The organism is Pseudomonas amygdali (genome assembly GCF_002699855.1).
GTDB lineage: Bacteria > Pseudomonadota > Gammaproteobacteria > Pseudomonadales > Pseudomonadaceae > Aquipseudomonas > Aquipseudomonas amygdali.
On the sequence record NZ_LKBW01000037.1, the window covers coordinates 1 to 15,127 of the forward strand.

Genomic DNA, 15,127 nt, shown 5'->3' on the forward strand with positions numbered 1-15,127 from the left:
CCGAGCTGGTAAAACAAGGGCCTGCCTGACGGCAGGCCCTAACCAGCCCGAACACAAAAAAACTGATACTCCGGTCAGATCAGTTCTTATGATTCAATACGGCGCGTGATCAGGGTCCGGTATCCATCACACACGCTGCTGAACCTGACCCTCAAAGGGCCAGGCTTTGCATCTCAGGTACTTGCACCATCACAACGTATAAGCAATCCCCACCTGCACCGTCCGCGGCGCCCCCGGATACGCATAGACGTTGCCAAACGCACCTTCCTCATACTCGGTATCGAAGACGTTCTTCAGGTCCAGGTTGAGCTTCACGTGCTGGTTGACCTTGTAGTAGGCCAGCAGGTCGAACACGGTGTAGCTGTCCATCGAAAAGGCGACATTGGCGGTGCGCCCGGCGCGCTGGTCGACATAACGACCGCCGCCGCCCAGACCCAGGCCGCGCAAGGCACCCTCCTGAAACTCGTAGACGTTGAGCAGGCTGAAGGTCTGCTCAGGGATGTTCATCAACCGTGTGCCGGAGCGCAGGGTGTTGTCCTTGGTCACTTCGGCGTCGACGTAAGCGTAGCTGCCCATCATCCGCCATTCGGGCGTCAGGTTGCCGACCACGTTGAGATCCAGGCCACGGCTGCGCACTTCGCCTGCCGCTACACTGAATGTGGAATCAACCGGGTCGGTGGTCAGCACGTTACGCTTCTCGATCTGGTAGATCGCCGCATCAACACTCAACTGGCCTTCCAGCGCTTCCCACTTGGTGCCGATTTCGTAAGACTTGCCCTCTTCCGGCTTGAAGCCGCCACCCAGCCGGCTCGCGCCGCTGTTGGGTTTGAATGAACGTGCGGTATTGGCGTAGACAGCGATGGTGTCGGTCAGGTCGTAGCTCAGGCCAACACGCGGTGTGACGGCATTATCGCTGGCGGTCCAACTGCTGGTGCCGGGCAGGAAGGAATCGTAATCATGTTCAAAACGTTCCAGACGAACGCCGCCCAATAGCTTCAGGCGCTCGGTCAGCGCCACTTGGTCCTGCACGAAGGCAGCCCAGGTCTTGAGGTTTTCCTTGTCGTGGGTCGTGGTCCGGGTAAGTGCTGGCCGGGCCTGGCCATAGACAGGGTTGAAGATGTCTATCGGGTAGCCACCGACGGCGCCGCTGGAACGCTGGATGATCGACTTGTAGTCATAATCCTCATACTCGACCCCGGTCAGCAGCGTGTGGTCGAAACCACCGGCGGAAAAGTGCCCGGTCAGGTTCAACTGCACATCGCGATCTGTCCATTCCAGCTTGCGATAGTTGAAGTTGCGCCCGAGGGTGCGACCATCTGCCGCCAGGCCGTTGGCCTCGATGGCATTGCCTTGCAGGGAACCGTCGAGAATCTGGACGCCGCCACCCAGCTTCCAGTCGGCATTGAGGTCATGGTCGAAGCGCAACTGAGCCATGTTGTTGTCGTTATGCAGCTTGCCCACGCTCTTCTCACCGAAGAACGTATCGCGCGAGGCGGTACTCGTCTGGTTGGCATAACGCGTCAGGCCACGATCCAGCGGTGCATTGTTGCGCATGAAGTCGCCTTCGAAGGTAATGCGCGTGACGTCGTTGACCTCCCAGCTCAAAACCGGAGCCACGCCATAGCGTTCGGTCTCGACGTGATCACGAAAGGTATCGCCGCCTTCGCCCACGACGTTGAGGCGATAGGCGAAACGCCCTTCGTCATCGAGCGGACCGGACGCGTCCAGCGTGCCGCGCTTCATGCCCTGATCATTGAGCTGACTGCCCAGCGTGACCTTGCGCTCGGCCAGTGGCTGCTTGGAGACCACGTTGAAGGTGCCGCCCGGATCGCCCCGGCCGTACAGCGTGGTGGCCGGACCGCGCAACACTTCAAGGCGCTCGATGGTGTTGGCATCCGGCATGTTCGGATAGCCGCGATTGATCGGGAAGCCGTTGCGATAGAACTCGCCGGTGGTAAAACCGCGCACCGTGAATGTAGTCAGCCCTTGACCGCCGAAGTTGTTGGCCCGCCCGACGCCACCCGCGTAGTCCAGAGCGTCCTGCAATCGTGTGGAACCGATGTCTTCTACCGCGTCGCGGGTCACAACGCTGACGGACTGTGGCGTTTCATGCAGCGAGGTATCGGTGCGCGTGGCGCTGGCAAAGCGTGTGGCCCGATAGCCTTCGACCGGCCCTTGCGCCGTTTCGGCATTGGCAGCGCCCTGGATGTCGATATTCTGCAACTCTACGGAAGGTTGCCCGGCAGTAACCTGGTCAGCCCAGGCGGCTTGAGAGATCGCTTGAATGACGCAAAGTGAAACGAGAGTACGACGCATCGACGTGCAGCCCTTGGCAAGAAACCAGGCCTCTTGGGACCCGGCAGGATTTTTCGCGAATAGTACAGATTCGTATTAACACCTGATACAAATTCGCAAAAATATCTTTTGCCCATGCTGCGCATCACATTTCGCAACCGTGGGGACAAACAGGCAAACTGGCGCTCATCGCACCTGACAAGAGAACCGACAATGCCTCTTTCCAACAAGCCCGCCGACCCGCATTGTGCTTTGCTGGTGATCGACATGCAGTACGACTTCATGCCCGGCGGACAACTGGCGGTGGCTGACGGCGACGCGTTGCTGCCGTTGATCAATCGTCTGGGCGCGCGTTTTGCCCAAGTGATCATTACGCAGGACTGGCATCCTGCCGGGCATATTTCGTTTGCTTCAAGCCACGCTCAGCGCCTGCCGTTCGAGAGCATCACCCTGCCCTACGGCCCGCAAACCCTGTGGCCGGACCATTGCGTGCAAGGCAGCCACNGCACAACTGATCCTGCGCAAGGGCTGCAATACGCATATCGACAGCTATTCGGCATTTCTGGAGGCAGACCGCACGACCAGCACAGGACTGGCCGGGTATCTGAAAGAGCGCGGCATCGACACGGTATTCGTGGTCGGTCTGGCGCTGGATTTCTGCGTCGCCTGGTCTGCTCAGGATGCACGCAGTGCCGGTTTCAATACGTATGTCATCGAAGATGGCTGTCGCGCCATCGACATGAACGGCTCGCTGGAGAATGCCTGGAAGACCCTCCTGAGCATGGGTGTAGAACGCGTGCAAAGCTCAGATCTGCTGGGCTAGACGGGCGCACCCTGCAACCGGCGCAAACAATCGTTGATACGTCCCGCTGTTAGCGAACGACCGCGCGCGGCGCCTGTCTGAACCATCGGACCGGCAATGCCCGTGCCGGTCCCTTTCATCACTGGCGCTGAGGATGTTGTATGGATCACGAAGTAGACGGCAAGACCCCCGGCCTGTCAGCCGAGGAAGAGCGCGAGATTGATGAGAACCAGCCGCCCCGCGCGGCGGTGCTGCACGAAACCATCCGTATTCAGGGCGATCACGAACTGGAGCGCAGTGTTGCCGCCCTGTGGTGGTCGGCGCTCGCGGCCGGGCTGACGATGGGCCTGTCGTTGATGGCGATGGGGCTGTTCAAGTCGCGGCTGGAAGGCATACCCGGCAGTCACGTAATCAGCAGCCTTGGCTATTCGGCCGGGTTTCTCGCGGTCATCCTGGCGCGCCAGCAATTGTTCACTGAAAACACTATTACCGCCGTGCTGCCGGTCATGAGCAAGTTGAACCTGGCCAACATCGGTCGATTGTTTCGGCTCTGGGGTGTGGTATTGGCGGGCAACCTCGCAGGAACGCTGCTGGTAGCGTATGTCATGCTCAATCTGCCGATTTTCGACACCAGTACAGACAAGGCATTTCTGGAGATTGGCCACAAGGTCATGGAAAACGACGTCAGTCAGATGTTTTCCAAGGGCATCGTGTCCGGCTGGATGATCGCGACCATGGTCTGGATGATTGCATCCATGGAAAATGCCAAGATCGCCATTATCATTCTGATCACTTACCTGATGGCGCTCGGGGACTTCACGCACATTGTCGTGGGCTCGGCCGAAGTGTCCTATCTGGTATTTGCCGGAGAGCTGGGCTGGAAGGATTTCTGGTTTACCTTTGCCGGCCCTACATTGGCAGGCAATATCATTGGTGGCAGCTTTATCTTTGCCTTGATCAGCCATGCACAGATCCGCAGCGAAAAAGACACGACCGCCAAACTGGAACGCGATCGTCAGGACAAGGCAGAAAAAAGCCGCCGGGAAAAGCAGCAGCAAACGCTCAAGGACGCGGATATCAGCATGCAGAATGACATATGATCCCTATCATTAAACTTTCTTTCAGGAAGCGCAGTGGCTTTTAAAGGCAGAATGAGTTTTTGAACGCACTTATTCAGGCAGGGACCATGACCCGAATTCTGGCAATCGAAGATGATGCCATCACAGCAAAGGAAATCGTGACCGAACTCAGCAACCACGGACTGGAAGTGGACTGGGTGGACAACGGCCGTGACGGTCTTGCACGTGCAGTGAGCGGCGACTATGACTTGATTACTCTGGACCGCATGCTTCCGGAGATGGATGGTCTGACCATCGTCACCCATCTGCGCGCCCAGGGTATCGCCACGCCAATCCTGATGATCAGCGCTCTTTCCGACGTGGACGAGCGGGTGCGCGGGCTGCGTGCAGGTGGGGATGATTATCTGCCCAAACCGTTTGCTTCCGACGAAATGGCGGCGCGTGTCGAAGTGCTCCTGCGCCGCAGCAACCCGGTCAGCGCGGGCAAGACAGTGCTACAGGTCGCTGATCTGGAACTGAACCTGATCAGCCGCGAAGCCTGCCGTGGCGGTGAGCCGCTGACCCTGCTGCCCACCGAGTTCAAGCTGCTGGAATTCCTGATGCGCAACAGCGGCCAGATCATCACCCGCATGATGATTTTCCAGGAAGTCTGGGGCTATCACTTTGATCCGGGCACTAACCTGATCGACGTGCACATTGGCCGTCTGCGCAAGAAGATAGACCAACCTGGCACCGCACAGCTGATCCAGACCGTGCGAGGTTCAGGTTATGTTATTGCCGAACCCGTCTAAGGGCTGGCGATCTTCAACAAGCCGATTACTGGCGCTATACAGTTCCCTGTTTGTCGCCTGGAGCGTGATGCTGCTGGGCGTCCTCTACTGGGAGGTCAACTCCTACCTGGACAACCTCGCCCGCCAGTCACTCACTCACCGCCAGCAGCTGTTTTCGCGCTTTGAAGGTCAGGCCCTGGTTGATGCTCTGGCCACCAGCATGACCTTCGATACGCGCGCAGTGGACGCTTATGGCCTGTTCGACCGAAACTTTCGTCCCGTGGCAGGCCCCATCACCCGTGTGCCGAAAAACCTGCCCATCGACGGCCAGATCCATGTACTGAGCGACTGCATCGAATCGGATGACCCGGGCCTGCCGCAAGGCAGCTGTGATGCGATAGTCAACCGAACGTCCGACGGGCGCTGGCTGGTACTGGTGCGCGAGAATGGCTCGTTGCTTGCCGTCAGCACTCTGATCCTGCATGCCTTGCTGTGGGGCATCTCTCTGACCATTATTCCCGGGGTCGCCGGCTGGCATTTGCTGCGCCGCCGCCCGTTGCGCCGCATACGCGCCATTCAGGCCAGCGCCGAATCAATCATCGCCGGCGACATGGCTGGCCGACTGCCGGTCTCGAACAGACGTGATGAGCTGGACATGCTGGCGGTGATCGTCAACGCCATGCTCAACCGTATCGAAAAGCTCATGAACGAGGTCAAGGGCGTCTGCGACAATATCGCCCATGACCTGCGCACGCCACTGACCCGGCTGCGCGCCCAGCTTTATCGCATTCAGCAGCAATCAGCACAAGATTCGCCCCATTCCACCCAGATTGCCCAGGTCATCAGTGAAGCAGACACGCTGATGGCGCGTTTCCGTGGGCTGCTGCGCATTTCGGAACTGGAAGACCGCCAGCGACGTTCGGCGTTCATTGAGCTGGAGCTGCAACCACTGTTGCAGGAACTGCATGATTTCTACCTGCCACTGGCCGAAGAAGACCAGATCACCCTGCTGCTGGACCTGCACGACACATTACCCACGCTGGTAGGCGACCGAGCCCTGCTGTTTGAAGCGCTGACCAACCTGCTGGGAAATGCAATCAAGTTCACCCCTTCCGGCGGGATTGTAAAAATCAGCGCCTACCCCTCCAGCGACGGCATCACGCCGTGCATTGAAGTACAGGACTCTGGGCCCGGCATCCCCGTCGCCGAGCGCGCAGCCGTCTTCCAGCGCTTCTATCGCAGCGAAACCGGCACTGAACAGAGCGGCTTCGGGCTCGGTCTTTCCGTAGTCGCCGCTATCGTCAATCTGCATGGTTTTACGCTGCAAATAGGCATCAGCGAATACGGCGGCGCAAGCTTGTTGCTGGAATGTCGCACCGTAAACACTCTGGCCTGAGATTCAATCGCGATCCCCTGCGCAAAACACTACGTGCCTGCTTTTTGACGAGCTTGAAACGTCTGGGTCAGTGGTTCCAGAGCTTTCGATAGTTATCTGGCGCAGCCTGCCAAGCGCTAATTTGTAACAATATATTTCAAAAACCGCTGTAGCTTGACCGTTTCAGCGCTCACAAGTTCCACTCAATAAATGCGCTTTTCTGGCTTTATATGACGGTTTTCCCCGAATAAATCACCCCATCGAGCAGATGGCGGTTCTTCGCCTTCCAGGCAAAATGTGAACGAATAGACATTTTTAAGACGTCAGCGTCTTGTCGCTTCGCTGGCGCTGCGCTATTATAACCGGGCAAACAAGGTTCCTGCTGCACCGCTTGGCTGCACCCAAAATAATAACTCACCGGATTTCGCCACTAACAAGGCGAGGCTTTGACATGGCTGCCAAAGCAGAGAACGCTGTACTAATTAGTTGGATCAACATCGGCTGGGAGGCTGTTATGGGCGCACAATCAAAGATTTTAAGCGTAGGTCAGTACAAGGTTTACACCGAGACTTACTGGAAAGGCAGCGAGGCCAAGACCATCTTGCTGGTCAACGGTGCGTTATCGACCACCGGCTCTTTCGGGCAGACCGTCAAGTACCTGCAACCGCACTACAACCTCGTACTATTCGACCTGCCGTTTTCGGGGCAGTCCCGAGCCCACAACCCGGACGACATGATTGTCAGCAAGGAAGATGAAGTAAACATCCTGCTGCAGTTGATCGACCTTTATCAGGTGAACCACCTGCTGTCGGTATCCTGGGGCGGTGTATCGGCCCTGCTGGCCCTTTCCGAGTGCCCGCCATCCGTGGAGAAGGCGATCATCAGCTCGTTCTCGCCGGTCCTCAACGAGGCCATGCTCGATTACATCGATAACGCCCAGATCTATCTGGCCGCCCGCGAGAAGCGCAAGATCGGCTCACTGCTCAATGACACCGTGGGCAAGTACCTGCCGCGCCTGTTCAAACTTTATAACTACAAGCACCTGATCAGCCTTGCCGAACACGAATATCGCCAGATCGACTTTCACATCAGCCAGATTCGCAAACTAAGCGCCACTAACTACGTCGAGCGTTTTTCCTCGATCAAGATTCCGGTGCTGTTCATCAACGGTGAAAAAGATGAGTACACCACCGTTGAAGATGCGCGGATGTTTTCCAACTACATCGCCAAAAGCAGTTTCAACGTCGTTCCGGACACCGGGCACTTTCTGGATCTGGAGAGCAAGGCGGCGTGGCACCACTCGCAACGCACCGCACTGACGTTCCTGGGCACCGAAGCCACTCAACAGGTGTGGCCAAGCGTCACCGCGATGCCTGAAACACGCTCGCCTGCGCCCGGGAAGCCGTTCAGCTTTTCCGGCGTGACGCAGTGATTCACCGGTGTTGGTTTCTTTGATCGGGCAGTGCTATTCGTTGATGACTTTTCCCTTTGCAACGCGCTTGCGTTGGTACTGCCGTGCTACCGGAAATGTCCGGCCATCGCACCTCATACCTGTTCAGCCCGGCCTGGTGCTGGGGTTCATTTCACTGCTCTCGCTCAGCGCTTGTTCCGCAGGGAAACCTGCAGAAAAGGCGCTGGTGCGAGTCGAGGTGCAGCCAGTTGCCTTGGTGGACGTCTCAAGCAGTGTGGCGCTGACAGGCGATATCCAGGCGCGCAAAGTAACCGAGCAAGCGTTTCGCGTGTCGGGCAAGCTGATCAAACGCTACGTGGATGTCGGGAACCGCGTGCGTGCCGGGCAAGTGCTTGCCAGGCTGGACCCGCAAGAACAGAAGAACGAGCTGGCGTCGGCCAATGCCGAAGTGGCCATGCGACAGTCGCGCTTATACCTCGCCGAACAAAATTACCTGCGTCAGCAGTTACTGCTGCCCAAGGGCTATACCAATCTCAGTGAATACCAGAAGGCACGCTCCGGCCTTGAGAGTGCGCGAGCTGAATTGGCAGCGCTGCAAGCTCAACAGGCCAATGCACGTGATCAAGTCGGTTACACCGAACTGCTCGCAGTAGCAGATGGCGTCATCACTGCACGGCATGCCGAAGAAGGTCAGGTGGTCCAGGCCGCCGCACCGGTGTTCAGTGTCGCTCACGATGGCGAACGCGAAGCGGTATTTTACGTGTATGAATCGCTGCTGCGCTCCGATCAGACAGGCGCTACGGTGATCATTAGCCCTATCGCTGAACAGGGCATTCAGTTGACCGGCATCATCAGGGAAATCACGCCCATCGTTTCCGCCGCTAACGGCACATTGCGAGTGCGCGTTGCGCTGCCGGACGTCGCCGTTGCACCTGCACTCGGCTCAGTGGTCAGCGCCCGCCTGCAGGTTCGGTCACAACGGGCGTACGCTCTGCCCTGGTCAGCGCTGAGCCGCGCCAAGGGCCAACCGGCAGTCTGGCAGGTGGACGCTCAGGCAAGGGTCAAGCTGACGCGGGTCAACGTGCTGCGCTATGAACAGGGCCAGGTGATCGTTTCCGAGGGGCTGTCCGAGGGGGATCGGGTGGTTTCCCGAGGGCTGCAGTTTCTCTACCCGGGGCAACGGGTCGAGGTCGCCGAGCGAGTGCCAGTCGAGGTGGCTGTCTCGTTGGCGTCATCGGCACCTGGGCAATGAGCAGCACACCTGCAGAACCACGACCGACACATGCTTGCTGGCTGCTCTGTTTGCTGATCATGACGCTGCCGGGCTGCCGCGACAAACCGCTTCGCGAAGCGGTCGAGCGGCCCGTGCTGTTCACCGAAATTGCCGATCAGCGCAGCGCCTCTTATGCGCGCTTCGCCGGAGTCATCCAGCCGCAATACGAGGTAGCACTGGGTTTTCGTGTGGCCGGACGACTGGCAACCCGGCACGCAGAGGTCGGTGACCGAGTGCGCAAAGGCGATCTGCTCGCCACGCTGGAGCCAGGCGATCAGCAACATCGTTTGCGTGCCCGCCAGGCAGAACTCGGCAGAGCCCGGTCTGCCTGGCAGCAGGCGCGCGATGAGCAAACGCGTTACCAGCAACTCTACGAGCGCGGTATCGGCTCGCGGGCGCGTCTGGACCAGTTGAACAGTGAAGTGCGCACTCAGGACGCACTTCGCAGTCAGGCCAGCATTGCGCTGCAACAAGCTACTGACCATGTGTCCTACACGCGCCTGTCAGCCGAATTCGACGGCCTGATCACCGAATGGCAAGCCGAAGTCGGTCAGGTCATCGCGACCGGTCAGGCAGTGGTCAGCCTTGCGCGTCCGGAAAGCCGCGAAGCGGTGGTCGATTTGCCGCTGGGGGCACTGGATGACAATCAGCGCATCAGGGTGATTTCGCAACTCGATGAGCAAGTCTCAGTGGCCGCAAAAGTCCGCCAGTTTGCACCGCAAATCAACGCCGAAACCCGCACTCAACGTGTCCGTCTGGCCATGCAGCACATGCCCGACAGCTTTCGTCCGGGCTCGACGGTCACGGTCGAAATCAGCGGCGACGCACCGCCGTTTCACGAGCTGCCCGGCAGCGCCGTTGTGGAGCGCGACGGTCTGTCTCAGGTATGGGTCATCGACCCATCGACCTCGACACTCGTTGCGCGCACGGTGCAGGTACTGACGCGCACGGGCTCGAAGGTACGGATCAGCGGCGAGCTGCACGAGGGCGAAAAAGTGGTGACTGCTGGCGTTAACGGCATGCAGTCCGGACAGAAAATACGCATGCAGCGAGAGGTCAGTTTGTGAGGGAGCGTTTCAATCTGTCGGCCTGGGGGCTCAGGCATCGCACGCTGGTCTGGTACATGATGTTCGTTTCACTGCTGATGGGCAGTTGGTCGTTTCTGAATCTGGGCCGCGAGGAAGACCCTTCCTTTGCCATCAAGACCATGGTCATTCAGGCGCGTTGGCCGGGTGCTACGTTGCCCGACACCTTGCAACAGGTCACCGACCGGCTGGAAAAGAAGCTCGAAGAAATCGACGCGCTGGATTACGTGAAAAGCTACACGCTGGCCGGCGAATCGACGCTTTTTGTCTTCCTCAAAAGCGAGACCCGTAGCGCCGACATCCCGGCAGCGTGGTATCAGGTACGCAAGAAGATCAGCGATGTACGCAGCGAATTGCCCAGCGGCATTCAGGGCCCTGCATTCAACGACGAGTTTGGTGATGTGTTCGGCAGTATCTATGCGTTCACCGCTGACGGCCTGTCGTTCCGCCAGTTGCGCGATTACGTCGAACAGGTGCGCGCCGATATCCGCAGCGTGCCCAACCTGGGCAAGATCGAGCTGCTCGGTGCCCAGCGCGAAGTCATTTATCTGAATTTTTCGATCCGCAAGCTCGCGGCGTTGGGCATCGATCAGCGCCAGGTGCTGCAAAGCCTGCAAGCGCAAAACTCGGTAACGCCCGCCGGGGTGATTGAGTCAGGCCCGGAACGCATTGCGGTACGCGCCAGCGGTCAATTCAGCAGTGAAGAGGACCTTGAGGCCGTCAATCTGCGCTTTGGTGAGCGGTTCTTTCGCCTCAGCGATCTGGCGACTATCGAACGCCGCTACGCTGACCCGCCCTCCTCGCTGTTCCGTTTCAATGGCCAACCGGCCATCGGGCTTGCGGTGGCCATGAAGCAAGGCGGCAACATTCAGGCATTCGGTACGCAGTTGCAGCAGCGCATCGACGAGCTGACTACCGAGCTACCGTTGGGCATCGACGTGCATCTGGTGTCCAGCCAGGCCGACGTGGTTGAAAAAGCCATCGGCGGCTTCACCCATGCACTCTTTGAAGCGATCCTGATTGTGTTGGTCGTGAGCTTCATCAGCCTCGGCATTCGCGCAGGTCTGGTGGTGGCCTGTTCGATTCCACTGGTGCTCGCGCTGGTCTTTGTGTTCATGGAGTACAGCGGCATCACCATGCAGCGCATCTCGCTGGGTGCGCTGATCATCGCCTTGGGGCTGTTGGTGGATGACGCCATGATTACCGTCGAAATGATGGTGACCCGCCTGGAAAGCGGCGATTCGTTGCCACAGGCCGCGACCTTCGCCTATACCTCGACGGCCTTCCCGATGCTGACCGGCACGCTGGTGACGGTTGCCGGTTTCGTGCCCATCGGCCTGAATTCCAGTTCAGCGGGCGAATACGTGTTCACCATGTTCGCAGTCATCGCCGTGGCCCTGTTGCTGTCCTGGCTGGTGGCGGTGCTGTTTGCGCCACTGATTGGCGTGCATATCCTCAAGGCGTCGGCGCCGCATGCCGCGCCGGGGCGCTGGATGCGCGGCTTCAGCGGCCTGCTGATCCAGACCCTGGAGCACCGCTGGTGGGTGATCGGCATCACGTTGCTGATGTTCATCGGCTCACTGTTTGCCACCAGAATGCTGCAGAACCAGTTCTTTCCGGACTCCGACCGCCCGGAAATTCTGGTGGATATCTATATGCCGCAAAACGGCTCCATCGAAGGCACACGCCAGACCATGGATCGCTTTGAGGCCACGCTCAAGAACGATCCCGATGTGCTGCGCTGGAGTTCCTATGTAGGCAAAGGTGCGGTGCGTTTCTACCTGCCACTGGACCAGCAACTGAGCAATCCCTTTTATGGGCAACTGGTGATCGTGAGCCAGGGCGGCGCAGCGCGTGATCGTCTGATCGAGCGTCTGCGCCAGCGCTTTCGTGACGATTATGTCGGGGTGGGCGGCTACGTCCAGCCATTGAACATGGGGCCGCCAGTGGGCTGGCCGGTGCAATACCGGGTCAGCGGCCCGGACATCGAACAAGTGCGCAGCCAGGCGATGGCACTGGCGGCCATCCTCGACGCCAACCCAAACATCGGCCAGGTCATCTATGACTGGAACGAGCCGGGCAAAGTGCTGAAGATTGATATCGCGCAGGACAAGGTGCGTCAATTCGGCCTGTCTTCGGAAGACGTGGCGCAAATCCTCAACAGTATGGTCAGCGGAACGACCATCACTCAGGTGCGCGACAGTACCTACCTGATCGACATGGTCGCGCGCGCAGAAAACGATGAGCGCAACTCGGTACAAAGCCTCGGCAACCTGCAGATCCCGACACCCAACGGTGCGAGCGTGCCGCTGCTGGCGTTCGCCACGCTCAGCTACGAGCAGGAACAGCCGCTGGTCTGGCGTCGCGACCGGCTGGCGACCATCACCCTTAAAGCCAGCGTGCTCGGAAAACTGCAACCGGCCGCGCTGGTCAGGCAATTGAAAACGGAAGTCGACGCCTTCAGCGCCCGCCTGCCACTACGCTATTCGCTGGCTACTGGTGGTGCGGTCGAGGCCAGCGCCCGCTCGCAAGGGCCCATATTGAAGGTCGTGCCACTGATGTTGCTGCTGGTGGTGAGCTTTTTGATGATCCAGCTGCACAGTGTCAAAAAACTTCTGCTAGTGGTCAGCGTGGTGCCGCTCGGCCTGATTGGCGTGGTCGCAGCGTTATTGATATCCGGCTATCCGCTGGGCTTCGTCGCGATTCTTGGCGTTCTGGCGCTGATCGGCATCATTATTCGCAATTCGGTGATTCTGGTCACACAGATCGACGAGTTCATCGCTGCCGGTGAGAGTGCCTGGACATCGGTGGTCAAGGCCACCGAACATCGCTGCCGGCCGATTCTGCTGACCGCAGCAGCCGCAAGCCTGGGCATGATCCCGATTGCCCGCGAGGTGTTCTGGGGCCCGATGGCGATCGCCATGATCGGCGGTATCGCCATTGCCACCTTGCTGACGTTGTTTTTTCTGCCTGCGCTGTATGTGGTGAGCTACAGGATCAGGCCGCCGGCGGCTTAGCGGGTCAGATTTCGATTGGCAGAAAATCGAACAGGGCCTGAGGAGCCTCGACCAGCAACATGTTTTTGAGCGGTTCCGGGCACTCAAGCGCCCGGAACTGCTCGACCACACTGGCGTAACTGACCTCTTGCTCATGCTGGGTGTGTGGCCAGTCGCTGCCCCATACCAACCGGCGCGGACCAAAGCTTTGCAGCAGCAGAGGCAATGCAGCGTGGGCAAACGCCGCATTTTGCTCGGCAGTGCCGCCCAGTCGATAAATTGCCGAGACTTTCATCCACAGCTGCCCGCTCAGGCCCAACTCCAGCAATGCCTGGAACGCCGGGTCATCAATACCAAGGCGCGCATCGGGCCGACCAAAATGGTCGATCACAATCTTGCAACCGAATGGCAGCAACTGCCGGATCAGCCCCGGCAAGTCCGCAACCTCACGGTGCAGTTCAACATGCCAACCAAGGGTCCAGACGTTCTTGAACAACGACTTCCATTCAGGTGCGGTGAAGTCAGGCAATGCCCTGCCGATGAGGTTCAGGCGAATACCGACAATGCCCAGCCCCGCCATACGCTGCAAGGCACCACGGCTGATATCGGTATCAACCACCGCCACACCGCGCAACCGATCAGGGGCCTGCGCCAAAGCGTCGAACAGAAATCGGTTATCGGTGCCCAGAAAACTGGGCTGCACCAGTACGCCATGACTCAAACCATGTTCGTGCAGGTGGGCCAGATACGCTTGCACAGTGGCATCGTAGTCCGGGCTGTAACGTCGTCCTGACGTCAGACTCAAATCCTTGCTGAAGACATGAGCATGGGCATCAATGCCCAGGATTGGCGTGGTACAGGGGTCGGTCATGAGTTCATCTGTAGTCAACGCAGTGCCGTAACACCGCGGGTGAAAGGATATTCAAGCCTGCTGCGCTGCGCCCTTATCCAGCGGGTCGGCAGCAATCAGCGTGGCATCAAGATTGCGTCCACGGGTTTCCGGCAGGCAGAAAGCAGCCACCATCGCCACGCCATAGGCAATACCGGCATCGATGCCGATGGCAGTGCCCAGCGACATCGATTCGCTCATATGGCCCACTAGAAACGGGAACACCGCCGACAATACGCGCCCGAAGTTGTAACAGAAGCCAACCCCTGCCCCACGTACGTCTGCCGGGTACAACTCGTTGAAAAACGAACCCAGGCTGGCCGGAATGCCAGCGGCGAAGAACCCCAGCGGAAAGCCAAGAAACAGCATTTGCGTATTGCTCAGCGGCAGCATCAGATAGCACTGCACCGTGACCACGCAGCACAGCGCGAACAGCATGATGTTCTTGCGTCGGCCAATGCGGTCGATCAACAGACCGCTGCATACGCAACCGCACCAGAATGCAACGATAATGACCGCCAGATAGCCGCCGGAGCTGAGCACTGACAGGTTGCGTTCGGTTTTCAGAAAGGTGGGCAGCCACGTCATGACCGCGTGATAACCGCCGTGCGCACCAAGGCCCAGCAAGCCGCCGAGCAAGGTGACGCGCAATAATTCGGGGCGAAAGATTCCGGCCATCGACTTGAAGAAATTACCCTTCGGAGCAGCGTTTTTCTGCATGCGCTGGAAGCTGTCCGGCTCCTCGACGTTGCGGCGCACCCAGATAATCATCAGTGCTGGCAGCAGGCCGACGAAAAACATTACCCGCCAGGCAATATCCTCCGGCACAAACGAATAGATCAGGGTAAACAACACCACCGCCAGCCCCCAGCCGACAGCCCAGGCGCTTTGCACCGTTGCCATCACTTTGCCGCGGTAGCGCGACTGGATCGTCTCGGCCATCAACACCGCGCCCGCCGCCCACTCACCGCCGATGCCAAAGCCCTGCAGCGCTTTGATGATCAATAACTGATTGAAGCCGGTCACGAAGGCAGACAGAAAGGTGAAGAAGGAAAACGACAGGATCATCCATTGCAACGTGCGAACAGAGACTGTCAGAAATTTTGTGTTCGGGCATAACATGTAGCTAGAGGTGCATGTATGCCGACCAAA

Annotated in this window: 10 protein-coding genes and 1 pseudogene; 8 read left to right on the forward strand and 3 right to left on the reverse strand. The window is 58.8% G+C overall.

Translation table 11 applies throughout. The features are described from left to right. Positions 1–189: 189 nt before the first annotated feature. Complete coding sequence (locus tag AO277_RS04475) at positions 190–2,316, reverse strand: TonB-dependent siderophore receptor (RefSeq protein WP_044319622.1); 2,127 nt, start codon at positions 2,314–2,316, stop codon at positions 190–192. A 192-nt stretch (positions 2,317–2,508) separates the two neighbouring features. On the opposite strand from AO277_RS04475, the pseudogene AO277_RS04480 reads away from it, so the two are divergent. The 8 genes and pseudogenes from AO277_RS04480 (at position 2,509) to AO277_RS04515 (ending at position 13,107) form a co-directional block, all read left to right on the forward strand. Further along, a pseudogene (locus tag AO277_RS04480) lies at positions 2,509–3,118 on the forward strand (nicotinamidase). A gap of 140 nt (positions 3,119–3,258) precedes the next feature. After that, entirely contained in the window at positions 3,259–4,197 is a 939-nt protein-coding gene (locus AO277_RS04485) for a formate/nitrite transporter family protein (protein ID WP_002553942.1), read from the forward strand. 86 nt (positions 4,198–4,283) lie between these two features. Further along, positions 4,284–4,967: a response regulator transcription factor gene (locus AO277_RS04490; RefSeq protein ID WP_002553943.1), complete on the forward strand. Its 684-nt coding sequence runs from the start codon at positions 4,284–4,286 to the stop codon at positions 4,965–4,967. Next, positions 4,945–6,342 (forward strand): sensor histidine kinase, encoded by a 1,398-nt coding sequence (locus AO277_RS04495; protein ID WP_044319623.1) that lies wholly within the window; start codon positions 4,945–4,947, stop codon positions 6,340–6,342. Before AO277_RS04490 ends, AO277_RS04495 begins: the two co-directional genes overlap by 23 nt. A gap of 430 nt (positions 6,343–6,772) precedes the next feature. Further along, positions 6,773–7,753: an alpha/beta fold hydrolase gene (locus tag AO277_RS04500; protein ID WP_052834991.1), complete on the forward strand. Its 981-nt coding sequence runs from the start codon at positions 6,773–6,775 to the stop codon at positions 7,751–7,753. A 43-nt stretch (positions 7,754–7,796) separates the two neighbouring features. Beyond that, a complete protein-coding gene (locus AO277_RS04505) occupies positions 7,797–8,984 on the forward strand; it encodes an efflux RND transporter periplasmic adaptor subunit (RefSeq protein WP_052834992.1) in 1,188 nt (395 codons plus the stop codon). Further along, positions 8,981–10,072: an efflux RND transporter periplasmic adaptor subunit gene (locus tag AO277_RS04510; protein ID WP_044319624.1), complete on the forward strand. Its 1,092-nt coding sequence runs from the start codon at positions 8,981–8,983 to the stop codon at positions 10,070–10,072. Before AO277_RS04505 ends, AO277_RS04510 begins: the two co-directional genes overlap by 4 nt. Next, complete coding sequence (locus AO277_RS04515; protein ID WP_044319625.1) at positions 10,069–13,107, forward strand: efflux RND transporter permease subunit; 3,039 nt, start codon at positions 10,069–10,071, stop codon at positions 13,105–13,107. Before AO277_RS04510 ends, AO277_RS04515 begins: the two co-directional genes overlap by 4 nt. 4 nt (positions 13,108–13,111) lie before the next feature. Here the strand turns inward: AO277_RS04515 and AO277_RS04520 are convergent, their stop codons facing one another. Both AO277_RS04520 and AO277_RS04525 read right to left on the reverse strand, forming a co-directional pair. Further along, positions 13,112–13,957: an amidohydrolase family protein gene (locus AO277_RS04520; RefSeq protein ID WP_002553950.1), complete on the reverse strand. Its 846-nt coding sequence runs from the start codon at positions 13,955–13,957 to the stop codon at positions 13,112–13,114. Between the two features lie 51 nt (positions 13,958–14,008). Beyond that, positions 14,009–15,127 (reverse strand): MFS transporter (locus AO277_RS04525; RefSeq protein WP_257214187.1); only part of this gene is annotated, 1,119 nt, incomplete at its 5' end.